The sequence below is a fragment of the Streptomyces sp. NPDC051913 genome (genome assembly GCF_044593635.1).
In the GTDB taxonomy this organism is placed as follows: Bacteria; Actinomycetota; Actinomycetes; order Streptomycetales; family Streptomycetaceae; genus Streptomyces.
In genome coordinates, this window is sequence record NZ_JBIUCI010000004.1 from 738028 (window position 1) to 761815 (window position 23788).

The 23788-nt window shown below is 70.4% G+C and carries 18 protein-coding genes; 16 read left to right on the forward strand and 2 right to left on the reverse strand.

Features of this window, described 5'->3' with window-relative positions; all coding sequences use genetic code 11:
- Positions 1 to 93 precede the first annotated feature (93 nt).
- The 5 genes from ACIHIX_RS15945 (at position 94) to ACIHIX_RS15965 (ending at position 4743) form a co-directional block, all read left to right on the forward strand.
- Positions 94 to 1179 (forward strand): S-(hydroxymethyl)mycothiol dehydrogenase, encoded by a 1086-nt coding sequence (locus tag ACIHIX_RS15945; protein WP_399955503.1) that lies wholly within the window; start codon positions 94 to 96, stop codon positions 1177 to 1179.
- Positions 1179 to 1808: an MBL fold metallo-hydrolase gene (locus ACIHIX_RS15950; RefSeq protein ID WP_399955506.1), complete on the forward strand. Its 630-nt coding sequence runs from the start codon at positions 1179 to 1181 to the stop codon at positions 1806 to 1808. Before ACIHIX_RS15945 ends, ACIHIX_RS15950 begins: the two co-directional genes overlap by 1 nt.
- A 196-nt stretch (positions 1809 to 2004) precedes the next feature.
- A complete protein-coding gene (locus tag ACIHIX_RS15955; RefSeq protein WP_399955510.1) occupies positions 2005 to 2367 on the forward strand; it encodes a bifunctional 3-phenylpropionate/cinnamic acid dioxygenase ferredoxin subunit in 363 nt (120 codons plus the stop codon).
- Entirely contained in the window at positions 2364 to 3521 is a 1158-nt protein-coding gene (locus ACIHIX_RS15960; protein WP_399955513.1) for an NAD(P)/FAD-dependent oxidoreductase, read from the forward strand. The genes ACIHIX_RS15955 and ACIHIX_RS15960 overlap by 4 nt, the downstream gene beginning before the upstream one ends.
- A 91-nt stretch (positions 3522 to 3612) precedes the next feature.
- Positions 3613 to 4743, forward strand: coding sequence for an aromatic ring-hydroxylating dioxygenase subunit alpha (locus tag ACIHIX_RS15965; protein ID WP_399955516.1), 1131 nt, complete (start codon positions 3613 to 3615; stop codon positions 4741 to 4743).
- A 12-nt stretch (positions 4744 to 4755) separates the two neighbouring features.
- Here the strand turns inward: ACIHIX_RS15965 and ACIHIX_RS15970 are convergent, their stop codons facing one another.
- Positions 4756 to 5553, reverse strand: a complete 798-nt coding sequence (locus ACIHIX_RS15970) for an IclR family transcriptional regulator (RefSeq protein WP_399955518.1) — start codon at positions 5551 to 5553, stop codon at positions 4756 to 4758.
- A gap of 151 nt (positions 5554 to 5704) precedes the next feature.
- Between ACIHIX_RS15970 and betA the strand changes: the two genes are divergently transcribed.
- Both betA and ACIHIX_RS15980 read left to right on the forward strand, forming a co-directional pair.
- Complete coding sequence (betA, locus tag ACIHIX_RS15975) at positions 5705 to 7381, forward strand: choline dehydrogenase (RefSeq protein WP_399955521.1); 1677 nt, start codon at positions 5705 to 5707, stop codon at positions 7379 to 7381.
- Between the two features lie 3 nt (positions 7382 to 7384).
- Entirely contained in the window at positions 7385 to 8221 is an 837-nt protein-coding gene (locus tag ACIHIX_RS15980) for a 5,10-methylenetetrahydrofolate reductase (protein WP_399955524.1), read from the forward strand.
- Positions 8222 to 8331: 110 nt separating this feature from the next.
- Here ACIHIX_RS15980 and purU read toward each other — a convergent pair whose 3' ends face one another.
- Complete coding sequence (gene purU, locus ACIHIX_RS15985; RefSeq protein WP_399955527.1) at positions 8332 to 9213, reverse strand: formyltetrahydrofolate deformylase; 882 nt, start codon at positions 9211 to 9213, stop codon at positions 8332 to 8334.
- Positions 9214 to 9431: 218 nt separating this feature from the next.
- Between purU and ACIHIX_RS15990 the strand changes: the two genes are divergently transcribed.
- The 9 genes from ACIHIX_RS15990 to ACIHIX_RS16030 all read left to right on the forward strand — a co-directional run bounded on the left by ACIHIX_RS15990 (position 9432) and on the right by ACIHIX_RS16030 (position 23636).
- Positions 9432 to 10901, forward strand: coding sequence for an aldehyde dehydrogenase family protein (locus ACIHIX_RS15990; RefSeq protein WP_399955529.1), 1470 nt, complete (start codon positions 9432 to 9434; stop codon positions 10899 to 10901).
- Between the two features lie 20 nt (positions 10902 to 10921).
- Positions 10922 to 12007 carry a glycine betaine/L-proline ABC transporter ATP-binding protein gene (locus ACIHIX_RS15995; protein WP_399955532.1) on the forward strand — a complete coding sequence of 362 codons (1086 nt, stop codon included), beginning with the start codon at positions 10922 to 10924 and terminating at the stop codon, positions 12005 to 12007.
- A complete protein-coding gene (locus ACIHIX_RS16000) occupies positions 12007 to 14007 on the forward strand; it encodes an ABC transporter permease (RefSeq protein WP_399955535.1) in 2001 nt (666 codons plus the stop codon). Before ACIHIX_RS15995 ends, ACIHIX_RS16000 begins: the two co-directional genes overlap by 1 nt.
- Before the next feature lie 13 nt (positions 14008 to 14020).
- Positions 14021 to 14980: an ABC transporter substrate-binding protein gene (locus tag ACIHIX_RS16005; protein ID WP_399955538.1), complete on the forward strand. Its 960-nt coding sequence runs from the start codon at positions 14021 to 14023 to the stop codon at positions 14978 to 14980.
- A gap of 181 nt (positions 14981 to 15161) precedes the next feature.
- Positions 15162 to 17600 (forward strand): FAD-dependent oxidoreductase, encoded by a 2439-nt coding sequence (locus tag ACIHIX_RS16010; protein WP_399955541.1) that lies wholly within the window; start codon positions 15162 to 15164, stop codon positions 17598 to 17600.
- A gap of 13 nt (positions 17601 to 17613) precedes the next feature.
- The gene (locus ACIHIX_RS16015) at positions 17614 to 18474 is read left to right on the forward strand and encodes a bifunctional methylenetetrahydrofolate dehydrogenase/methenyltetrahydrofolate cyclohydrolase (RefSeq protein ID WP_399955544.1); all 861 of its coding nucleotides are present in this window, start codon (positions 17614 to 17616) and stop codon (positions 18472 to 18474) included.
- Positions 18475 to 18496: 22 nt separating this feature from the next.
- Positions 18497 to 19729, forward strand: coding sequence for a sarcosine oxidase subunit beta family protein (locus tag ACIHIX_RS16020; protein WP_399955547.1), 1233 nt, complete (start codon positions 18497 to 18499; stop codon positions 19727 to 19729).
- A 24-nt stretch (positions 19730 to 19753) separates the two neighbouring features.
- Positions 19754 to 23038, forward strand: a complete 3285-nt coding sequence (locus ACIHIX_RS16025) for a sarcosine oxidase subunit alpha family protein (protein WP_399955550.1) — start codon at positions 19754 to 19756, stop codon at positions 23036 to 23038.
- Positions 23031 to 23636: a sarcosine oxidase subunit gamma gene (locus ACIHIX_RS16030; RefSeq protein ID WP_399955553.1), complete on the forward strand. Its 606-nt coding sequence runs from the start codon at positions 23031 to 23033 to the stop codon at positions 23634 to 23636. Before ACIHIX_RS16025 ends, ACIHIX_RS16030 begins: the two co-directional genes overlap by 8 nt.
- The last annotated feature ends 152 nt before the right edge of the window (positions 23637 to 23788 follow it).

Sequence of the window (23788 nt, forward strand, 5' to 3'; positions counted from 1 at the left end):
TCGGCGCTCCACGATGCTGTGTTGCGGCACATGAGATGAGTGCCGTAATGAGCAACAGTCTGCCTTGAGTCTCGTATCAGCCGAGGAGTGGCCATGTCGCACCAGGTCCGTGCTGTCGTCGCGCGGGGGAAGGGTGCCCCCGTCAGCCTGGAAACGATCATCGTGCCCGACCCGGGGCCCGGTGAGGCGCTGGTGAAGGTCGAGGCCTGCGGGGTGTGCCACACCGACCTGCACTACCGCGAGGGCGGCATCAGCGACGACTTCCCCTTCCTGCTGGGGCACGAGGCGGCGGGTGTCGTCGAGTCGGTGGGGGAGGGCGTCACCGATGTCGCGCCCGGTGACTTCGTGATCCTCAACTGGCGTGCGGTGTGCGGGCAGTGTCGGGCGTGTCTGCGCGGTCGGCCGCAGTACTGCTTCAACACGCACAACGCCCAGCAGAGGATGACGTTGACGGACGGCACCGAGCTGTCGCCCGCCCTCGGTATCGGGGCGTTCGCCGAGAAGACGCTGGTCGCGGCCGGCCAGTGCACCAAGGTCGACCCGGCCGCGTCCGCCGCCGCGGTCGGCCTGCTCGGGTGCGGGGTGATGGCCGGGATCGGTGCCGCGATCAACACCGGCAACGTCGGCCGCGGTGACACGGTCGCCGTCATCGGCTGCGGCGGCGTCGGCGACGCGGCCGTCACCGGGGCGAACCTCGCGGGCGCGGCGCGGATCATCGCGGTGGACATCGACGACCGCAAGCTGGCGACGGCGAGGAAGCTGGGCGCGACCCACACGGTGAACTCGCGCGACACCGACGCGGTCGAGGCGATCCGCGAGCTGACCGGCGGCTTCGGCGCCGACGTCGTCATCGAGGCGGTGGGCCGCCCGGAGACCTACAAGCAGGCCTTCTATGCCCGTGACCTCGCCGGCACCGTCGTCCTCGTCGGCGTACCCACCCCGGACATGAAGCTGGAACTGCCGCTGCTGGACGTCTTCGGCCGGGGCGGCGCCCTGAAGTCCTCCTGGTACGGCGACTGCCTGCCCAGCCGCGACTTCCCCATGCTCGTCGACCTCTATCTCCAGGGCCGGCTCGACCTGGACGCCTTCGTCACGGAGACCATCGCGCTGGACGAGGTGGAGAAGGCGTTCGAGCGGATGCACGACGGCGACGTCCTGCGCTCGGTGGTGGTGCTCTGATGGCCGCCCGCATCGAACGCCTCATCACCTCGGGGACGTTCTCGCTGGACGGCGGCACCTGGGACGTCGACAACAACGTGTGGATCGTCGGCGACGACACCGAGGCGATCGTCATCGACGCCGCCCATGACGCCGACGCGATCGTCGAGGCCCTCGCCGGACGCCGGCTCACGGCGATCGTGTGCACCCACGCCCACAACGACCACATCGACGCCGCGCCCGAACTCGCCGAGCGCACCGGAGCACCGGTCCTCCTGCATCCGGACGACCTGCCGCTGTGGAAACAGACCCATCCCGACCGGGCACCGGACGCCGAACTGGCCGACGGCCAGGGGCTCGCGGTGGCCGGCGTCGAGCTGACCGTGCTGCACACACCAGGACACGCTCCCGGGGCGGTCTGCCTCCATGCCCCCGCTCTGCGGGCCCTCTTCAGCGGCGACACGCTGTTCGCCGGCGGGCCGGGGGCCACCGGGCGGTCGTACAGCCACTTTCCGACCATCGTCGAGTCGATCCGGGACCGGCTGCTCGTGCTGCCGGGCGACACGGTCGTGCACACCGGACATGGCGACACCACCACCGTCGGTGCCGAGGCTCCGCACCTCCAGGAGTGGATCGACCGCGGCTTCTGAACCCCCGTCCGCACGCTGTCGTACAGCGCCCGTTCCGCCTGTTTCCGCAGGTGGTTCGGGCGCTTCGAGCTGCCTGGAGACAAGCCGTGAGAACCGTTGGAACCAGGCCTTGGGACGCCTTGACAACGGTTCAGAGCGGCCCGCAGACTGGCGTTGCGCTTACCGCAATCCGTTTCGCTATACGCACCGAGGTGTCATGATGATTCCCGCGTGCCGTCTCGCGGATCTGCCGCGAGGCGAGGCCATGAGGCTCGACATCGATCCGCCGGTCTCGGTCTTCCACACCGACGACGGCGAGATCTTCGCCATCGACGACACCTGCACCCACCAGGACGCCTCGCTCGCCGACGGCTGGCTGGAGGGCTGTGAGGTGGAATGCCCGCTGCACGCCTCCAAGTTCGACCTGCGCACCGGCGCGGTCGACGCCCCGCCGGCCAAGCTCCCGGTGCGGACCCACGAGGTCGCCGTCGAGGACGGCATGATCTACGTACGGCTCTCCGCCGACGCCCCCAACCTGCCGCCCTGCGTGGCCGCCCGGCTCGCCGGGGGTCCCGCGTGAGGACGGTGGCCGTGGTCGGCGCCTCGCTGGCCGGACTGTCGGCGGCACGCTCGCTGCGCAAGCAGGGCTACGACGGCCGGCTGGTCGTCGTCGGCGACGAGCTCCACCGCCCGTACGACCGGCCCCCGTTGTCCAAGGAGTTCCTGGCCGGCACCCTCGGCGAGGCGGACCTGGCCCTGGAGACGGACGACGAGCAACTGGACGTCGAGTGGCTGCTCGGCGCCCGCGCCACCGGGCTCGACCGCACCGAGCGGGCGGTCCGGCTCGCCGACGGCCGCGCCCTGCGCGCCGACGGCATCGTCATCGCGACCGGGGCCGCCGCGCGCGGCCTGCCCGGCAGCGAAGGCCTGGCCGGGGTGCACACCCTGCGCACCCTGGACGACGCCCGCGCCCTGCGCGACGAACTGGCGGCCGGCGGACGGCTGGTGGTGATCGGCGGCGGCTTCATCGGCGCCGAGGTCGCCTCCACCGCGTACGCCCTCGGGCTCGACGTGACGGTGGTCGAGGCGGCCCCGACACCGCTCGCCGGACCGCTCGGCGAGACCATGGGCGCCGTCGTCTCCGGCCTCCACACCGACCACGGTGTACGGCTGTTGTGCGGGGTCGGGGTCAAGGGGCTCGGCGGGGAGCGCCGGGTCGACGCCGTCCTGCTGGAGGACGGTCGCAGTCTCCCCGCGGACATCGTCGTCGTCGGGGTGGGCGCCCGGCCCTGCGTCGAGTGGCTGGAGGGATCCGGCGTGGCGCTCGACAACGGCGTCAAGTGCGGGGCCGACGGCCGCACCAGCCTGGCCGGCGTGGTCGCGGTCGGCGACTGCGCCAACTGGTACGACCCCCGCGCGGGCGCCCACCGCCGCGTCGAGCACTGGACCGGCGCGCTGGAACGCCCGGCCGCGGCCGTGGCCACCCTGCTCGCGGGCGGCGCGGTCGAGCCGGGCACGCCCAGGCCGCCGTACTTCTGGTCGGACCAGTACGGCGTGCGGATCCAGTTCGCCGGTCACGCGGCCGGCGCCGACAGCGTGACGGTCGAACAGGGCACCGCGGACGACCGCGACGTCCTGGCCGTCTACCGGCGGGCCGGGCAGCCGGTCGCCGTCCTCGGGCTGAACCAGCCGCGGCTGTTCACCCGCTGGCGCAAGCAGCTCGCGACGGCTTGACGCCTCTTCTCACCCCCATACCTACGCCGTCCGGAGTCGCTGTAGCCGGCGCGTGAATGACCGATCCACGACGTTCTCCGAGGAGTGCACCGTGACCTCGACCAGCCTGCCGGACAGCCTGATCGCCACCCTCCCCGGCTCCTCCTACACCGATCCCGGGATCTTCGCCCAGGAACAGGAGCGCATATTCGAGACCATGTGGTTCTGCGTCGCCCGCTCCTCGGAGCTGGCCAGACCCGGCGCGTTCCGCACGGTCGACGTGGGCCGCGAGAGCATTCTCGTCACGCGCTCGCGCGACCAGTCGATCCGCGCGTACTTCAACGTGTGCCGGCACCGCGGGGCCAAGCTCTGCACGGAGGAGACCGGCGAGGTCAAACGGGCCTTCCAATGCCCGTACCACGCCTGGACCTACGACCTGAACGGCAAGCTCGTCGCCGCGCCCAACCTGACCAAGATGCCCGACGTCGGCCGCACCGAGTACGGCCTGGTGAGCGTGGCCGTCCGGGAATGGCTCGGCTATGTGTGGGTGTGCCTCGCGGAGAACCCGCCCTCCTTCGAGGACGACGTCATCGGCGAGATCGTCGGCCGGCTCGGTGACGTGGAGTCGATCGAGCACTACGACATCGACCATCTCTCCGTGGGCAAGCGGATCGTCTACGACGTCAAGGCGAACTGGAAGCTCATCATCGAGAACTTCATGGAGTGCTACCACTGCGCCACCATCCACCCCGAACTCACCGAGGTGCTCCCGGAGTTCGCGGACGGTTACGCGGCCCAGTACTACGTGGGGCACGGCGCCGAGTTCGGCGAGGAGGTGCAGGGGTTCACCGTCGACGGCTCGGAGGGCCTGGACCGGATTCCGGGCGTCGCCGACGACCAGGACCGCCGCTACTACGCGATCACGGTCAGGCCGCAGGTGTTCATCAACCTCGTCCCCGACCATGTGATCTTCCATCGCATGTACCCGGTGGCCGTCGACCGCACGATCGTCGAGTGCGACTGGCTCTATCTGCCGCACGTGGTGGAGAGCGGCAAGGACGTCAGCCGGTCCGTCGAGCTCTTCGACCGGGTCAACCGGCAGGACTTCGAGGCGTGCGAGCGCACCCAGCCCGGGATGAGCTCCCGCATGTACGCCAAGGGCGGTGTCCTGGTGCCCAGCGAGCACCACATCGGGGCCTTCCACGACTGGGTCAACGAGCGCCTGGGCAACCCCCAGGGGTGACCGCGGGCCGGTTCAGCCCAGGTAGCCCATGCGGTGGCTGATCTCCTCCGCGCCCTTCAGCAGCACCGGGGAGAGCTCGTGCAGCCGCTCCTCGGTGAAGCGGTACGACGGGCCGGAGGCGCTGAGCGCGGCGATCACGTCGCCGTCCCGGTTGCGGATCGGGGCGGCCATGGCGTGCAGGCCGATCTCCAGCTCCTCAAGCGTCCAGGCGTAACCGCGCTCGCGGGCCTCGGCGAGGTTCTTCTCCAGCTTCGTCTTCGCGGTGATGGTGCGCGGGGTGACCTTCTTCAGGCCGGCCTCGGCGAGCAGGTCGGCACGGTCCTGGGTGGGCAGATGCGCCAGCAGGATCTTCCCGCTGGACGTGGCGTGCAGCGGGGTCAGCTGGCCGACCCAGTTGTGCGCGGTGATGGCTCCCGGACCGCGCACCTGGTACAGGTTGATCGCGTAGTGCTCCTGCATGACGGCGATGTTCACCGTCTCGCCGATCTCCTCGGCGAGGCGCTCGCACACCGGGCGGCCCTGCTGGGTGATGTCGATGCGTCCGGTGACCGCGCCGGCCAGCCGGACGATGCCGAAGCCGAGCCGGTACTTGCCGCGCTCGCCGGCCTGCTCGACCAGACCTCGGGCCTCCAGGGCGCCCAGCAGGCGGAAGGCGGTGGACTTGTGGACGTCGATCTCGGCCGCTACCTCACTGACGCCCGCCTCGCCGCGCTGGGCGAGGATCTCCATGACGCTGATGGCGCGGTCCACGGACTGGACCCCGCCGGCTTGTGAGTTCGACGTTTCTGAGTCAGTGCTGTAGTTGCTCACAGTGAAACTATACGCGTAGTAAACAACACCACTGCAAGTAACGACGGCGAAACCAAACCCCTCTAAGTTGCGTGGTTCGCAACCTAGTGCGTATAGCGATACTGGTACTAGCATGCCTCGCGTATCTACGGCGCGAGCGAGACGAGGCACCATGGCTCCCCTGCAATACGACTTCGTCATCGTCGGTGGCGGTTCGGCCGGCAGTGCGCTGGCCAACCGGCTCTCCGCGGACCCGGCGAACCGGGTGCTGGTCCTGGAGGCCGGCCGCTCGGACTACCCGTGGGACGTCTTCATCCACATGCCCGCGGCGCTGACCTACCCGATCGGCAGCCGGTTCTACGACTGGAAGTACGAGTCCGAGCCCGAGCCCCACATGGGCGGCCGGCGCGTCTACCACGCCCGCGGCAAGGTCCTCGGCGGCTCCAGCAGCATCAACGGCATGATCTTCCAGCGCGGCAACCCCATGGACTACGAGCGCTGGGCCGCCGACCCCGGCATGGAGACCTGGGACTACGCGCACTGTCTGCCGTACTTCAAGCGCATGGAGAACTGTCTGGCCGCCGACCCCGACGACGAGTTCCGCGGCCACGACGGCCCCCTCGTCCTGGAACGCGGCCCCGCCACCAACCCGCTCTTCACCGCCTTCCAGAAGGCCACCGAGGAAGCCGGCTACGCCCCCACCGACGACGTCAACGGCTACCGGCAGGAGGGCTTCGCCAAGTTCGACCGCAACGTCCACCGCGGACGACGGCTGTCGGCCTCCAAGGCGTACCTCAAGCCCGTCAGGAAGCGGCCCAACCTCACGGTGAAGACCCGGGCCCTGGTCACCCGTGTCCTCTTCGAGGGCAAGAAGGCCGTCGGCGTGGAGTACCAGCGCGGCAAGGGAGCCCCCCAGCAGGTCCGCGCCAGGGAAGTCGTCCTGTGCGGCGGCGCCATCAACTCCCCGCAGCTGCTCCAGCTCTCCGGCGTCGGCAACGCGGAGGAACTGAGCGCCCTCGGCATCGAGGTCGTGCACGATCTCCCGGGCGTCGGCGAGAACATGCAGGACCACCTGGAGGTCTACATCCAGTACGCCTGCAAGCAGCCCGTCTCCATGCAGCCGTACCTGGCGAAGTGGCGCGCTCCCTTCATCGGCCTTCAGTGGCTCTTCCGCAGGGGCCCGGCGGCCACCAACCACTTCGAGGCGGGTGGCTTCGCGCGCAGCAACGAGGACGTGGACTACCCCAACCTGATGTTCCACTTCCTGCCCATCGCGGTCCGCTACGACGGTTCCGTACCGGCCGGCGGCCATGGCTACCAGGTGCACGTCGGGCCCATGTACTCCGACGCGATCGGCTCGGTCAAGATCAAGAGCAAGGACCCGCGCGAACACCCCGCACTGCGCTTCAACTACCTCTCCACGGAACAGGACCGGCGCGAGTGGGTCGAGGCGATCCGGGTCGCCCGCAAGCTGCTCAACCAGCCGGCCCTCGCCCCCTACAACGACGGGGAGGTCTCGCCCGGACCCTCCGTCGAGACGGACGAGGAGATCCTGAGCTGGGTCGCCAAGGACGGCGAGACCGCCCTGCATCCGTCCTGCACCTGCAAGATGGGGCCCGCCACCGACGACATGGCCGTCGTCGACCCGACCAGCATGCGGGTGCACGGGGTGGAGGGCCTGCGCGTCGTCGACGCCTCGGTCATGCCGTACGTCACCAACGGCAACATCTACGCCCCGGTGATGATGGTCGCCGAGAAGGCCGCCGACCTGATCCTCGGCAAGGAGCCGCTCGCGCCGTCCAAGGCCGCCTTCTACCGCCACCGTGACGCCCAGAAGCAGGCCGGGTAGACGTTGGGTGCCGTCGGACTCCGGGCGCTGCTGGACAGCGTCCGCTACGAGGTGCTGCCCGCGAAGGCGACCGAGGACAAGGTCCTCGCCCATGTCCCGCGCGATGTCGTCGTCACCGTGACGGCGTCCCCGGTGAAGGGCCTGGAGCCCACGCTCGCCCTCGCCGAGCGGCTCGCCGGGCACGGTTACCGGGTCGTCCCGCACGTGCCCGCGCGGCTGCTGCGGGACGAGGTGCATCTGAAGGAGGTCGCCTCCCGGCTCCGGGAGGCCGCGGTGGACGACGTGTTCGTCCCGGCCGGCGACGCGGACCCGCCCGCCGGGCCCTACGAAGGGGCGCTGCCCGTGCTGCGCAAGCTCAGCGAACTGGGCGACCCGTTCACCCACGTCGGCATCACCGGCTACCCCGAGAGCCACCCCCTCATCCACGACGACCTCACCATCCAGGCCATGTGGGACAAGCGGGAGCACGCCACGTACCTCGTGAGCAACCTCTGCTTCGACCCACGGGTCCTCGGGGAGTGGATCGCGCGCGTACGGGGCCGGGACGTGACCCTGCCCGTGCACGTGGGGGTCGCCGGTCCCGTGCAGCGGGCGAAGCTGCTGGCGATGGCCGCGAAGATCGGGGTGGGGGAGTCGACGCGGTTCCTGACCAAGCACGCGTCCTGGTTCGTGCGCTTCGCGGCGCCCGGCGGCTACTCGCCGGAGAAGCTGCTCACCCGCGCAGAGGAGGCGCTCACCCGGCCCTCCGCGGGGGTGGCGGGGCTGCACCTGTTCACCTTCAACCAGATCGCCGAGACGGAGGCGTGGCGGCGGGCGCTGCTGGAGCGGCTGGGCGGCTGAAAGGTTTCCGTACGCGAAGCCGTACATGGAGCCGTACATGAAGCCGTATACAAAGGGGACGGGCCGGATCTCCGGTCCGTCCCCTTTGCGGGCGTCGTCGCCGGCGTCGCTCAGCGGAAGACCACCGTGCGGTTGCCGTCCACCATGACGCGGCTCTCGCTGTGCCACTTCACCGCGTGCGCGAGGACCTGCGCCTCCACGTCCCGCCCGACCGTGACCAGTTCGGCCGGGTCGAGGGAGTGGTCCACCCGGACCACGTCCTGCTCGATGATCTGGCCCTCGTCCAGGTCCGGCGTCACATAGTGCGCCGTCGCGCCCACCAGCTTCACCCCGCGGTCGTAGGCCTGCTCGTAGGGTCTGGCCCCCTTGAAACTGGGGAGGAAGGAGTGGTGGATGTTGATGGCGCGGCCTTCGAGCTGCTTGCAGAGGTCGTCGGAGAGGATCTGCATGTAGCGGGCCAGGACGACGAGGTCGACGTTCAACTCCGTTACCAGTTCCAGCAGTCGGGCCTCCGCCTCGGCCTTGGTGTCCCTGGTGACCGGGACGTGGTGGAAGGGGATGCCGTAGGTGTCGGCCAGCTGCTCGAAGTCCCGGTGGTTGGAGACGATCGCGGGGATCTCGATGTTCAGCGCGCCGGTGCGCCGGCGGAAGAGCAGGTCGTTCAGGCAGTGGCCGAACCTCGACACCATGATGAGCGTCCGGGTCGGGGTCGACGCGTCCCGCAGGCTCCAGGTGATGCGGTGGGCCTGGGCGACGGGGCCGAACCGGTAACGCAGGTTTTCCAGATCCGCGTCCGGGTCCGAAACGTCGAAGTGGACCCTCATGAAGAAACGGCCCTGGAGCCGGTCGTCGAACTGCTGGCTCTCCAGGATGTTGCCCGAGTTCCGTACGAGGAAGCCGCTCACCGCGTGGACCAGACCGGCGTGGTCGGGGCAGGACAGGGTGAGCACGTACTCGCGACCGGGCCGGGGCCTGGGGGACGGGGTGGACACATCAGCCTCCGACGGTGCGTATTGCACAACAAGGTGAGCGATACGCAACATGGTTGGCGTCAAAGGGGCCCTCGGTCAAGAGATCGCGACCCATTGGGCCCGGTGCCGAATCGTCATCGGCGAACCCCTTGACGTATGTCTGCACATTCGCCAGGGTGTTCCACCACAAGCAATCGGGTGCACGATGCGCAACGAACTTCCCTTGAAAGGCTCGGCGCGTGGCAGACCTGTATGTGGATGGTGAATGGCGGGACCCGGTGTCCGGTGGGCACCGGGACATCCGATGTCCCGCCGACGGCTCCCTGGTGGCGGCCGTATCGGAAGGAACACGTCCGGACGCGGAGGCGGCGATCGCCGCGGCCCGCCGCGCCTTCGACGAGGGCCCCTGGCCGCGCACCCCCGAACCGGAGCGCGGAGCACTGCTGCTGCGCACCGCCGACCTGATCGAGCGCGACGCCAAGGAGTTCGCCCGCGCCGAGTCCCTGGACACCGGCAAGCGGCTCGTGGAGAGCGAGTACGACATCGCCGACGTCGTCTCCTGCTTCCGCTACTACGGCGGACTGGCGGGCACCGACGCCGGGCGCGTCATCGACACCGGCCGGGACGACGCCGTAAGTCGCGTCGTCTACGAGCCGGTTGGGGTGTGCGGGCTGATCACCCCCTGGAACTACCCGCTGCTGCAAGCCAGTTGGAAGGTCGCCCCGGCGCTGCTCGCCGGCAACGCGATCGTTCTCAAGCCCAGCGAACTCACCCCCTCCACCTCCGTCCTGCTGATGAGGGCGCTGGAGGAGGCCGGACTGCCGGCCGGCGCCGCCAACCTCGTCCTGGGCACCGGACCCGAGGTCGGCGCGCCGCTCTCCGAGGACCCGGCGGTCGACCTGGTCTCCTTCACCGGCGGTGTGGAGACCGGCAAGCGCATCATGGCCACCGCCGCCGCGACCGTGAAGAAGGTCGCGCTGGAACTCGGCGGCAAGAACCCCAACGTGGTCTTCGCCGACGCCGACTTCGAGACGGCCGTCGACTTCGCCCTCACCGCGGTCTTCCTGCACTCGGGCCAGGTCTGCTCGGCCGGCGCCCGCCTCATCGTCGAGGACTCCCTGCACGACCGCCTCGTCGACGAGATCGTCCGGCGCGCCCGGCAGATCCGGCTCGGCGGCCCCTTCGACCCCGAGGCCGAGACCGGCGCGCTGATCTCCGCCCAGCACCTGGCCAAGGTCGAGGCGTACGTCGCCGCGGGCCTCGCCGAGGGCGCGGTCCTGCGCTGTGGCGGCGAGCGCCCCACCGACCCGGCGCTGGCGGGCGGCCACTACTACCCGCCGACCGTCCTCGACGCGTGCACCCAGGACATGCGGGTCGTGCACGAGGAGTCCTTCGGGCCGGTGCTGACCGTCGAGCGCTTCACCGACGAGGACGACGCCGTCCGGATCGCCAACGACACCGAGTACGGACTCGCGGGCGCCGTGTGGACGCAGGACGCCGGGAAGGCCCAGCGGGTCGCCCGCCGACTGCGCCACGGCACCGTGTGGATCAACGACTACCACCCCTATGTGCCGCAGGCGGAATGGGGTGGCTTCGGGCACTCGGGCGTGGGCCGGGAGCTGGGACCGACCGGCCTGAACGAGTACCGAGAGCCCAAACACATCTGGCAGAACATCCAACCCCGGCCGCAGCACTGGTTCCGCGGCTGAACGCCGAAAAGAGGTCGATCGTGACCACACAGACCGAGGTGCCGCAGCGGCGCGGCACGCCCCAGGACTCGGGCTCCACCCCGGTCATCTCCGTGCGCAGGCTGTGGAAGGTGTTCGGACCCAAGGCCGACCAGGTCCCGGACTCCGAGGAGTTGTGCGGCCTGTCCCGCCGCGAGCTCATGGACCGCACCGGATGCACCGCCGCCGTACGCGACGTCCACTTCGACGTCTCGCCCGGCGAGGTGTTCGTCGTCATGGGGCTGTCCGGCTCCGGGAAGTCCACGCTGGTGCGCTGTCTGACCCGGCTGATCGAACCCACCGCGGGCGAGATCGTCTTCGAGGGGGAGGACATCCGCCAGGCCGACGCGGCACGTCTGCGCGATCTGCGCCGGCGCAAGTTCTCCATGGTCTTCCAGCACTTCGGTCTGCTGCCCCACCGTCGCGTCGTCGACAACGTGGCGTTCGGCCTGGAGATCCGCGGCATGGGCCGGGGGGAGCGGATCAAGCGGGCCCAGGAGGTCGTCGAACTCGTCGGCCTCGCCGGCTACGAGAACTCCTACCCCGACCAGCTCTCCGGCGGTATGCAGCAACGCGTGGGCCTGGCCCGGGCGTTGGCGGGCGACCCCGACGTCCTCTTCTTCGACGAGCCGTTCTCGGCGCTCGACCCCCTCATCCGCCGGGACATGCAGAACGAGGTCATCCGGCTGCACCACGAGGTCGGCAAGACCATGGTGTTCATCACCCACGACCTCTCCGAGGCCCTCAAGCTGGGCGACCGCATCCTCATCATGCGCGACGGCAAGATGGTCCAGTGCGGCACCGGCGACGAACTCGTCGGCGCCCCCGCGGACGACTACGTACGGGAGTTCGTGAAGGACGTGCCGCGCGGCGACGTCCTCACCCTGCGCTGGATCATGCGGGCCCCCGAGGACGGCGACGAGCTCGACGGCCCCGAACTGGGCCCGGACGTCGTGGTGAAGGAGGCCACCCGGGCCGTGCTCGCCGCCGACCGGCCGGTCAAGGTCGTCGAGAACGGCAAACTGCTCGGCATCGTCGGCGACGAGGAGATCCTCGCCGTCGTCGCCGGGCAGGAAGGCGACGCGTGATGACCGTCGTCATGGAGAAGCCCGAGAAGACCGGGACGGTCGAGAAGGCCCCGCCGGTCAAGGCCGAGCGGCGCGTCAGCAGGTCCATGGTGATCGCCGCGATCCTCGTCGTCTGGCTGCTGCTCTTCTTCGTGCTGCGCGGCAAGCAGACCCTCACGCTGGCCGCGGCCGACCTGACCGATCTGCACCGCTGGTTCAACGACGTCAACGACTCCATCGGCGCGGACCGCAACTCCAACCCTCTCTTCCTGTACTTCTTCAACGAGATCCGCCTGGTCATCGACTCCGTGGTGACCTTCGTGCAGGACCTCATCTCGCAGCCCTCCGGCGACCGGCCCCTCCCGCAGATCGGCTGGCTCGGCGTGGTCGGCATCGCCGGCTTCGTCTCCTGGGCCGTCGGCAACTGGCGGGTCGCGCTGCTCGCGGTGGCCGGCTTCACCTTCCTCGGCCTCCAGGGCCTGTGGCAGGAGAGCATGGACACCCTCGCGCTCACCGTCTCCGCGGTGGGCGTGGCCCTGCTGTTCGCGATCCCGCTGGGCGTCTGGGCGGGGCTGTCCGACCGGTTCAACCGGATCATGACGCCCTTCCTGGACTTCATGCAGACGATGCCGACCTTCGTCTACCTCGCCCCGCTGACCCTGTTCTTCCTCATCGGCCCGGCCTCCGCCACCATCGCCACCCTGATCTACGCGGCACCGCCCTCGATCCGTATCACCGCGCACGCCATCCGCTCCGTACCGCACACCACGGTCGAGGCGGCCGACTCGCTCGGCGCGACCCGACGGCAGTCCCTGACCAAGGTGCTGCTGCCGATGTCCAAGCGGACCGTCGTCATGGGCGTCAACCAGACCATCATGGCCGCCCTCGCCATGGTCACCATCGCCGCCCTGATCGACGCGCCGGGTCTCGGCAAGACCGTGCTCCAGGCCCTTCAGTCGCTCGATGTCGGCACCGCCTTCAACGCGGGTCTGGCCATCGTCGTCATGGCCATCGTGCTCGACCGGGTGACGACCGCGGCGGCCGGACGCGAGGAGGCGGCCCGGCGCTCCAAGAACCGGTTGCTGGCCTGGCGGCGCCCGCTGCTGGGCGCGGGCGCGGTGGCCACCGCCGTCCTCGTCTACCTCTCGCACACCTACCTGTGGGCGGCGGAGTTCCCGGGCGAAGGAGACACGGGCACCGCCATCCGCAGCGCGGCGGACAACGTCACCACCTGGGCGCAGGACAATCTGTCGGGCCTCACCAACGCGTTCCGTGATGCCATCACCAACGGTCTACTCAATCCCTTCCAGTCGCTGCTCACCGACTCCCCGTGGTGGCTCGTCGGCGCGGCCCTGGTCGGGATCGGCGCCGTCCTCGGCGGCTGGCGGGCCGGGGTCACCACGGCGGTGTGCGTGGGCCTGCTCGTCGGCACCGGCGTCTGGTCGGACAGCATGACGACACTGGCGTCCACCGCCGTCGCCACCGTGCTCGTGATGCTGCTCGGCATCGTCTTCGGCGTCTGGATGGGCCGCAGTGCCCTGGTGGACCGGGTGCTGCGGCCGACGCTGGACGCGGCCCAGGTGATGCCGCCGTTCGTCTATCTCGTGCCGTTCCTCGCGCTGTTCGGCGCGACCCGCTTCACCGCGATCGTCGCCGCCGTCGTCTACGCCGCCCCCGTCGCCATGAAGATCATCGCGGACGGGGTGCGGAACGTGCCCGCCACCACCGTGGAGGCCGCCACCTCCGCGGGCTGCAACACCTGGCAGATCATCACCAAGGTCCAGCTGCCGATGGCCCGCAGCGCACTGACCCTCGCCACCAACCAGGGCCTCATCTACGTGCTGTCGATGGTCGTGGTGGGCGGCCTGGTGGGCGCGGGCGCCCTCGGCTACGACGTCGTGGCCGGCTTCTCCCAGGGACAGCTGTACGGCAAGGGCCTGGCGGCCGGGCTCGCCATCGTGCTGCTCGGCGTCATGTTCGACCGGATCACTCAGGCGGCGGCTCGCCGCACCAGCGCATAAGGAGCACCACACCATGGCAAGACACTGGCGAGCCGGAGCGGCCGGCGCAGCGGTCCTGGGCCTGGCCCTCACCGCCTGCGGCGGCGCGAAGGTCGGCGACGACAGCGCCGGTTCGGGCGAGTCCGGCAAGTGCGGCACCTTCAACCTCGCGGTCAACCCGTGGGTGGGCTACGAGGCGGACGCGGCCGTCGTCGCGTACGTCGCGGAGAACGACCTGAAGTGCAAGGTCAACTCCAAGGACCTCAAGGAGGAGATCGCCTGGCAGGGCTTCGGCACCGGCGAGGTGGACGCCGTCCTGGAGAACTGGGGCCATCCCGATCTGAAGAAGAAGTACATCACCGACCAGAAGACCGCCGTGGAGGCCGGTTCCACCGGCAACAAGGGCATCATCGGCTGGTACGTGCCGCCGTGGCTGGCGAAGGCCCACCCCGACATCCTCGACTACAAGAACCTCGACAAGTACGCGGCGAAGTTCAAGACCTCCGAGTCGGGTGGCAAGGGCCAGCTCCTGGACGGCGACCCCTCGTACGTCACCAATGACGAGGCGCTGGTGAAGAACCTGAAGCTCGACTTCAAGGTGGTGTACGCGGGCAGTGAGACCGCGCTCATCCAGGCCTTCCGCAAGGCGGAGAAGAACAAGGAATGGGTGATCGGCTACTTCTACGAGCCGCAGTGGTTCCTGTCCGAGGTGCCGCTGAAGAAGGTCGCGCTGCCGGCCTACAAGGACGGCTGTGACGCCGACGCGGAGAAGGTCGCCTGCGACTATCCCGAGTACGACCTGGACAAGATAGTCAGCGCAAAGTTCGCCAAGTCCGGCAGCCCCGCCTATGACCTGGTGAAGAACTTCAACTGGACCAACGACGACCAGAACACCGTCGCGAAGTACATCGCCGTGGACAAGATGACGCCCGAGGCGGCGGCGAAGAAGTGGGTCGAGGCCAACCGCGCCAAGGTGGACGCCTGGATCAAGTAACTCCTTGACGGATGCCCGGTGGGCGGCGCGCGGGACGTGCGCCGCCCACCGGGCATTCCTGTTTTCCGAGGGGTGTTCTCGCACGTCACCGGGCTCTTGACACCCACCTGCGCGACAGGCACATTGAGTTGCGCAACCTGAATCACGTTGCGTAGAAAGCAACTGAACCGGAGGTGCGGCAATGGCGGGACCCCGAGTGGTCGTCATCGGAGCGGGCGTCGTCGGCGCGGCCGTTGCGGACGAGCTCTCCGAGCGTGGCTGGACCGAGGTGACCGTGGTCGACCAGGGCCCGCTCCCGGCGACCGGCGGCTCCACCTCGCACGCCCCGGGCCTGGTCTTCCAGACGAACTCCTCCAAGACCATGACCGAGTTGGCCCGGTACACCGTCGAGAAGTTCAGCTCCCTCGACGTCGACGGCAAGCCCTGTTTCCTCCAGGTCGGCGGCCTCGAAGTGGCCACCACCCCCGAACGCCTCGCCGAACTGCACCGCCGGCACGGCTGGATCACCGCCTGGGGCATCGATTCCCGGCTGCTGACCCCCGAGGAGTGCGTCGAGCAGCACCCCCTGGTCAACCCGGACCGGGTCCTCGGCGGCCTCCTGGTCCCCACCGACGGCCTCGCCAAGGCCGTCCTCGCCGTCGAGGCCCAGATCCGCCGCGCCACCGAGCGCGGGGTGCGGTTCCTCGCCCGCCACGAGGTCCTCGACATCCTGCGGACCGACGGCGAGGTGACCGGCGTCCGCACCGACCACGGCGATCTGGAAGCCGACATCGTCGTGTGCTGCGCCGGCATCTGGGGCCCGCGGATCGCCCGCATGGTCGGCCTGAACCTCCCGCTGACCCCCCTCGCCCACCAGCTCGCCTGGACCGGCCCCGTCCCGGCCCTCGCGGGCCAGACCGAGGAAGCGGTCCGCCCGATCCTGCGCCACCAGGACGCCGACCTCTACTACCGCGACCGCTACGACGGCATCGGCATCGGCTACTACGGCCACCGCCCCATGCCCATCTCCGCCGACGACATCCGCGCCTTCGACGAGAACGCCGAGATGCCCTCGGTCCTGAAGTTCACCGAGGAGGACTTCGACCCCGCCTGGACCGAGACGCAGTCCCTGCTTCCGTCGACGCGCGAGGCGAAGATCGAGGAGGGCATCAACGGCCTCTTCTCCTTCACCACCGACAACTTCCCGCTCCTCGGCGAGTCCCCCGACGTCAAGGGCTTCTGGGTCGCCGAGGCCGTCTGGGTCACCCACTCCGCGGGCGTCGGCCGAGCGATGGCCGAGTGGCTGGTCGACGGCCACTGCTCGACCTTCGACCTGCACGAGTGCGACCTCAACCGCTTCGAGCCGCACCAGCTCTCCCCGGAGTACGTCCTGGCCCGCGACTGCCAGAACTTCGTCGAGGTCTACGACATCCTCCACCCCCTCCAGCCCTCCGGGAAGCCGCGCCCGATCCGCACCAGCCCCTTCCACACCCGCCAGCAGGAACACGGCGCCTTCTTCCTGGAGGCGAACGGCTGGGAACGCCCCCAGTGGTACGAGGCCAACGCGGGCCTGGTGGAAGGCCGTTCGATCCCCACCCCGAACGACTGGGCCGCCCAGTACTGGTCACCGATCGTCGGCGCCGAAGCCCAGGCCACCCGCGAGACCGTCGCGATGTACGACATGACGGCCCTCAAGCGCCTGGAGGTCACCGGCCCCGGCGCCGGCGCCTTCCTGGAGCGGCTGTGCACCGGCAAGGTCGCCAAGTCCGTCGGCTCCGTGACCTACACCCTGCTCCTCGACCACGACGGCGGCATCCGCAGCGACGTCACCGTGGCCCGCCTCGCCCGAGACCAGTTCCAGGTCGGCGCCAACGGCAACCTCGACCTCGACTGGTTCACCCGCCACCTCCCCGCCGACGGCACCGTCCAGGTCCGCGACATCACCCCCGGCACCTGCTGCGTCGGCCTGTGGGGCCCGCTCGCCCGCAAGGTCCTCCAGCCGCTGACGGACGAGGACTTCAGCAACGAGGGCCTCAAGTACTTCCGCGCCAAGCGCGCCTACATCGGCAGCGTCCCCGTCACCGCGATGCGCCTGTCCTACGTCGGTGAACTCGGCTGGGAGCTCTACACCACCGCCGACCAGGGCCAGAAACTCTGGGACACCCTGTGGCAGGCGGCGAAGCCGCTCGGCGGAGTCATCGCCGGCCGCGGCGCCTTCAACAGCCTCCGCCTGGAGAAGGGTTACCGCTCCTTCGGCACCGACATGACCTACGAGCACGACCCCTACGAGGCCGGCGTCGGCTTCGCCGTCAAGCTCGACAAGGACGACTTCATCGGCAAGGCCGCCCTGGAGCGCCGCAAGGCCGACGTACGGCGCAGGCTCACCTGCCTCACCATCGAGGACCCGCGCTCGGTCGTTCTCGGCAAGGAACCGGTCTACGCCGGCGACCGCGCCGTCGGCTACGTCACCAGCGCCGCCTACGGCTACACCATCGGCAAGGGCATCGCCTACGCCTGGCTCCCGGCCGAACTCACCACCCCCGGCACGGCCCTGCACATCGGCTACTTCGACCAGCGCGTGGAGGCGACCGTCACCGAGGAGCCCCTGTTCGACCCGACCATGTCCCGCCTCCGTGGCTGACCGAGGGAAGACGATGACTGCGCAGCTGCTCGACGGCAAGGCGACCGCCTCCGTCATCCGCCGCGAACTCACCGAGCGCGTGGCCAAGTCGACCGCCACCACCGGCCGCCCGCCCGGCCTCGGCACCGTCCTCGTCGGCGACGACCCCGGCAGCCACGCCTACGTCGGCGGAAAGCACCGCGACTGCGCCCAGGTCGGCATCGCCTCCATCCGCCGCGACCTGCCCGCCGACGCCACCCAGCAGCAGGTCGAGGACGTCGTCGACGAACTCAACGCCGACCCCGCCTGCACCGGCTACATCGTCCAACTCCCGCTCCCGAAGCAGCTGGACGCCAATGCCGTACTGGAACGCATGGACCCGGCCAAGGACGCCGACGGCCTGCACCCCGTCAACCTCGGCCGCCTGGTCCTCGGCGTCGACGCCCCCCTCCCGTGCACCCCGCGCGGCATCGTCGAACTCCTGCGCCGCCACGACGTCCCCCTCGCCGGCGCCCGCGTCTGCGTGATCGGCCGCGGCATCACGGTCGGCCGCCCCATCGGCCTGCTCCTCACCCGCCGCTCCGAGAACGCCACGGTCACCCTCTGCCACACCGGCACCAAGGGCCTCGCCTGGCATGTACGCGAGGCGGACATCGTCATCGCGGCCGCGGGCTCACCCGGACTGATCACCGCCGACATGCTGCGCCCCGGCGCTGCGGTCCTCGACGTCGGCATCACCCGCACCGAGCAGGGCCTGGTCGGCGACATCCACCCGGACGCCCGGCAGGTGGCCGGGTGGGTCGCACCGATGCCGGGCGGGGTCGGCCCCATGACCCGGGCGATGCTGCTCGCCAACGTGGTCGAGGCCGCCGAGAGGAACGCGAACACCGTATGAACGTGCCGAACGGAGACATCCGATGAGCCCCCGCACCCCCGGCGCCGAACTCCCCGAGCACCCCGACCGGCTGTGGCGCAACCCCGCCCCCCAGCGGTCGTACGACGTCGTCATCGTCGGCGGCGGCGGACACGGCCTGGCCACCGCGCACTACCTGGCGAAGAACCACGGCATCACCAACGTCGCCGTACTGGAGAAGGGCTGGCTCGCGGGCGGCAACATGGCCCGCAACACCACGATCATCCGCTCCAACTACCTCTGGGACGAGAGCGCGGGCATCTACGAGCACGCGCTGAAACTCTGGGAGGGCCTGGCGGACGACCTCGACTACCCCATCCTCTTCAGCCAGCGCGGCGTCCTCAACCTCGCCCACAGCCTCCAGGACGTCCGCGACAGCGTGCGACGCGTCGAGGCCAACCGCCTCAACGGCGTGGACGCGGAGTGGCTCGACGCCGACGGCGTGCGCGAGGTCTGCCCGATCGTCAACACCTCCCCGGACGTGCGCTACCCCGTCCTCGGCGCCACCTACCAGCCGCGCGCCGGCATCGCCAAACACGACCACGTCGCCTGGGGCCTCGCCCGCTCGGCGGACGCGGCCGGCATCGACATCATCCAGAACTGCGAGGTCACAGGGCTGGACGTGGTCGGCGGCAAGGTGGTCGGCGTCCAGACCTCACTCGGCCCGATCGCGGCCGGCAAGGTCGCCCTGTGCTCGGCGGGCCACACCTCGGTCCTGGCCGCCATGGCGGGCATCGAACTCCCGCTCCAGAGCCATCCGTTGCAGGCCCTGGTCTCCGAACTCCTGGAACCCGTCCACCCCACGGTGGTCATGTCCAACGCGGTCCACGTGTACGTGTCACAGGCCCACAAGGGCGAGTTGGTGATGGGCGCGGGCATCGACGCCTACAACTCCTACACCCAGCGCGGCGCCTTCCACATCATCGAAGAGCAGATGTCCGCGGCCCTGGAGCTCTTCCCCGTCTTCGCCCGCGCCCACGTCCTGCGCACCTGGGGCGGCATCGTCGACGTCAGCCCCGACGCCTCCCCGATCGTCGGCCTGAGCCCGGTCCAGAACCTCTACCTGAACTGCGGCTGGGGCACCGGCGGCTTCAAGGCGACGCCCGGAGTGGGCTGGGTCTACGCCCACACCATCGCCCACGACACCCCCCACCCCCTCAACGCCCCCTTCTCGCTCGACCGTTTCACCACCGGCGCGCTCGTCGACGAGCACGGCGCGGCCGCGGTGGCCCACTAGGGATCCTCAAGGGAGCCGAACGACATGCTGCTCATCCCCTGCCCGTGGTGCGGACCGCGCGACGAGGCCGAGTTCCACTACGGCGGCCAGGCCCACGTCCCCTACCCGGAGACCCCCGCCTCCCTCTCCGACGAGGAATGGGCCCGCTACCTCTTCTTCCGCGACAACCCGAAGGGCCCCTTCGCCGAACGCTGGACCCATGCCGCGGGCTGCCGCCGCTGGTTCAACGCGATCCGGGACACGTCGACGAACGAGGTACTGGCGGTGTACAGGGCGGGAGAAGAACGTCCCGCGCCTGGTGAACCGCGACCGGCAACTCCAGCCCGTCCGGCACCTCTCAACGCCGGCGCATCTCTTTCAGCCCGTCCGGCGTTTGAGGACGAGGCCCCTTCAGGGCCGACGGGGGCCCAGGGGGCGGAGCCCCCTGGGAGCGGGGTCGAAGGGGCGGCAGCCCCTGGGGATGGGACGGGTAGGGGCGGCGGGGGCGAGAACCCGCCCTTCAGGCACCCCACCCGCGGCCGAATCGACCGCGAACACCCCCTCGCCTTCACCTTCGACGGCATCGAATACCACGCCAACCAGGGCGACACCCTCGCCTCCGCCCTCCTCGCCAACGGCGTCATCGAGGCCGGAACCAGCATCAAACTCGGCCGCCCCCGAGGCATCTTCTCGGCCGGAGTCGAAGAACCCAACGCGGTCGTCCAGATAGAGGCCCCGTTCCCCGAACCGATGCTCCCCGCCCCGTCCATCGAGCTCTACGACGGCCTCGTCGCCACCAGCCTCCCCGGCCAGGGCCGCCTCGCCACGGAACCCGACCCGGCCCGCTACGACGCCGTACACGCCCACTGCGACCTCCTGATCGTCGGCGCGGGCCCCGCCGGCCTCGCCGCCGCGACCGCCGCCGCCCGTACCGGCGCCCGCGTCATCCTCGCCGACGACCAGCCCGAACCCGGCGGCAGCCTCCTCAGCACGGCCGAGCACCTCGACTGGGTCGCGCGGACCGCCGAAGAACTCGACACGGCCCCTGACGTCCGCGTCCTGCGCCGCACCACCGTCTTCGGCTACTACGACGACAACCACCTCCTCGCCGTGGAACGCCGCACGAACCACCTCGGCGCCGCCGCCCCCACCGACGTCTCCCGCGAACGCGTCTGGCGCATCCGCGCCCGCCGGGTCGTCCTCGCCACCGGCGCCCACGAACGCTCCCTGGCCTTCGCGGACAACGACCGCCCCGGCGTGATGCTGGCCGCCTCCGCCCGCGCCTACGTCAACCGCTACGGCGTCCTGCCCGGCCGTCACGCGGTGGTGTTCACGACCAACGACAGCGCCTACGCCGCCGCCCTGGACCTCACCGCCGCCGGCGTCGACGTCACGGCGATCGTCGACACCCGCCCCGAACCGGGGGAGTGGGCCGAGCGCGCACGGGCGGCCGGCATCGAGGTACTGCCCGGCCACGCCGTCACGGGTACGGAAGGCGACCCCCGCCTGACCGCGGTGACCGTCGCCCCGTACGGCGAGACCACAGGCCGACGCGAGTTCGCCGCCGACCTGCTCCTCGTCTCCGGCGGCTGGAACCCGGTCGCGCACCTCTACAGCCAGGCGGGCGGCAGACTCCGCCACGACGCCGACCTCGGCACCTTCGTCCCGGACGCCTGCCGCCAGGCCGTCGAGGTCGCGGGCGGCGCGAGCGGCGTGTTCGACGTCGCCCGCGTCCTCGCCCAGGGCGCGGCGGCGGGCGCCCGCGCGATCGAGGCGGAGGGATACACCCCGCGGCCGCCCAGCCTGCCGCAACCGGCCGCCCGACCGAGGCCCACCCCGGCCATGCAGGTCTTCACCGTCCCCGGCCGCGAAGGCGCCCCGCGCTTCGTCGACCTCCAGCGCGACGTCACCGTCGACGACCTGACCCGTGCCACCGGCGCCGGCATGCGCTCGGTCGAGCACACCAAGCGCTACACGACCGCGGGCACCGCCAACGACCAGGGCAAGACCTCGGGTGTCCTGGCCAGTGGTGTCGTCGCCGAACTCCTCGGCGTGGACATCTCGGCGCTCGGCACGACCACCTTCCGCCCGCCCTACACACCGGTCTCCTTCGCCGCCCTCGCAGGACGTGACCGCGGCGCGCTGAGCGACCCGGTCCGCACCACGGCCCTGCACGAGTGGCACATCGAGCACGGCGCCCTCTTCGAGAACGTGGGTCAGTGGAAGCGCCCCTGGTACTACCCGCGGGCCGGCGAGGACATGGAGGCCGCCGTCCTGCGCGAGTGCGCCGCCACCCGCGAGAGCGTCGGCTTCATGGACGCCTCCACCCTCGGCAAGATCGACGTCCAGGGCCCGGACGCCGGCGCCTTCCTCGACCTGCTGTACACCAACATGATGAGCACCCTGAAGGTCGGCATGATCCGCTACGGCGTCATGTGCCGCCCCGACGGCATGGTCTTCGACGACGGCACCGTCATCCGCGTGGACCGGGACCGCTACCTGGTCACCACGACGACCGGCAACGCCGCCGCCGTACTCGACTGGATGGAGGAGTGGCTCCAGACGGAGTGGCCGGAGCTGAAGGTCCACTGCACGTCCGTCACCGAACAGTGGGCCACCGTCGCCCTGGTCGGCCCGAAGTCCCGCGCGGTCCTCGGCTCACTCGCGCCCCAACTGGCCGTGGCCAACGAGGACTTCCCGTTCATGGCCTGGCGCGAGACGACCGTCGCCGGCATCGAGGCACGGGTGTGCCGGATCAGCTTCTCCGGCGAACTCGCCTACGAGATCAACGTGTCGCCGTGGGCGGCCCGCGCCCTCTGGGAGGCGCTGTACGAGGCCGGTGCCCCGTACGGCATCACCCCCTACGGTACCGAGACGATGCACGTCCTGCGCGCCGAGAAGGGCTATCCGATCATCGGCCAGGACACCGACGGCACCGTCACCCCGCAGGATCTGGGCATGAGTTGGGCCGTCTCGAAGAAGAAGCCCGACTTCATCGGCAGGCGCTCCTTCGCCCGCGCCGACACGGTCCGCGCCGACCGCAAGCACCTGGTCGGCCTGCTCCCCGAGGACCCGGCGACCTTCCTCCCGGAAGGCACCCACCTGATCACCGACAGCGTCCTTTCGGCCCCGCCGGTCCCGATGCTCGGCCATGTCACCAGCAGCTACCGCAGCGCCGCCCTCGGCCGGACCTTCGCCCTCGCCCTGATCAAGGGCGGTCGCGACCGCATCGGCGAGCGCCTGTACGCCCCCGTCGGCGACCGGCTGGTCGCGGTGACCGTCGCGAGCCCCGTCCTCTACGACCCCGAAGGAGCCCGCCGCGATGGCTGAGACCACCCTGACCGCCGCCCCGCTCCGCAGCCCGCTGGCCCCGGCCGCGGACCGCTTCGCCGCCGCGACCCGGACGTCCGGGGGCGCGATACGGCTGGCCGAACTCCCTTTCCTGACCCAGCTGAACGTCCGTCTCGACGCCAAGGGCGCGGCGGCGGAGGCCGTAGGACTGGCCCTCGACCTCCAACTGCCCCTCCAGCCCAACACCGCGGTCCGCGCGGGGGAGTTGACCGCCCTCTGGCTCGGCCCGGACGAATGGCTGCTGGTCGCCCCGCCCGGCTCCGCCGGGGACCTGGAGAGCCGCGTCCGGGAGGCGGCCGGCGACGAACTCGTCTCCGTGATCGACGTCTCCGCCCAGCGCACCACGCTCCTCGTCACCGGCCCCGGCGCCCGCGACCTGCTGGCTCACGGCTGCGCGCTGGACCTCCACCCGCGCGCCTTCGGCGCCGGACGCTGCGCCCAGACGACCCTCGGCCGCACCCAGGTCGTCCTGGTCGCCCGGGGCGAACCCCGGGCCGGGTTCTGGGTGTTGGTCCGCTCGTCCTTCGCCGGCTATCTAGCGGACTGGCTGCTCGACGCGGCGACGGAATACGTGTGAACGCACCGGCGGCCCGGTCCGTGGGAACCCAACGGACCGGGCCGCCGTCGCGTCCGGGTTCAGCACTCGATGATGTTCACCGCGAGTCCGCCGCGGGCGGTCTCCTTGTACTTGACGCTCATGTCGGCGCCGGTCTCCTTCATGGTCTTGAT

What these genes read in the sequence shown, in the direction of transcription:
- ACIHIX_RS16015 (WP_399955544.1), top strand. Translation starts at nt 17,614, where the DNA reads ATGACTGCGCAGCTGCTCGACGGCAAGGCGACCGCCTCCGTCATCCGC.
- ACIHIX_RS15950 (WP_399955506.1), top strand. Translation starts at nt 1,179, where the DNA reads ATGGCCGCCCGCATCGAACGCCTCATCACCTCGGGGACGTTCTCGCTG.
- ACIHIX_RS16030 (WP_399955553.1), top strand. Translation starts at nt 23,031, where the DNA reads ATGGCTGAGACCACCCTGACCGCCGCCCCGCTCCGCAGCCCGCTGGCC.
- ACIHIX_RS16005 (WP_399955538.1), top strand. Translation starts at nt 14,021, where the DNA reads ATGGCAAGACACTGGCGAGCCGGAGCGGCCGGCGCAGCGGTCCTGGGC.
- ACIHIX_RS16000 (WP_399955535.1), top strand. Translation starts at nt 12,007, where the DNA reads ATGACCGTCGTCATGGAGAAGCCCGAGAAGACCGGGACGGTCGAGAAG.
- ACIHIX_RS16010 (WP_399955541.1), top strand. Translation starts at nt 15,162, where the DNA reads ATGGCGGGACCCCGAGTGGTCGTCATCGGAGCGGGCGTCGTCGGCGCG.
- ACIHIX_RS16025 (WP_399955550.1), top strand. Translation starts at nt 19,754, where the DNA reads ATGCTGCTCATCCCCTGCCCGTGGTGCGGACCGCGCGACGAGGCCGAG.
- ACIHIX_RS15945 (WP_399955503.1), top strand. Translation starts at nt 94, where the DNA reads ATGTCGCACCAGGTCCGTGCTGTCGTCGCGCGGGGGAAGGGTGCCCCC.
- betA (WP_399955521.1), top strand. Translation starts at nt 5,705, where the DNA reads ATGGCTCCCCTGCAATACGACTTCGTCATCGTCGGTGGCGGTTCGGCC.
- ACIHIX_RS15955 (WP_399955510.1), top strand. Translation starts at nt 2,005, where the DNA reads ATGATGATTCCCGCGTGCCGTCTCGCGGATCTGCCGCGAGGCGAGGCC.
- ACIHIX_RS16020 (WP_399955547.1), top strand. Translation starts at nt 18,497, where the DNA reads ATGAGCCCCCGCACCCCCGGCGCCGAACTCCCCGAGCACCCCGACCGG.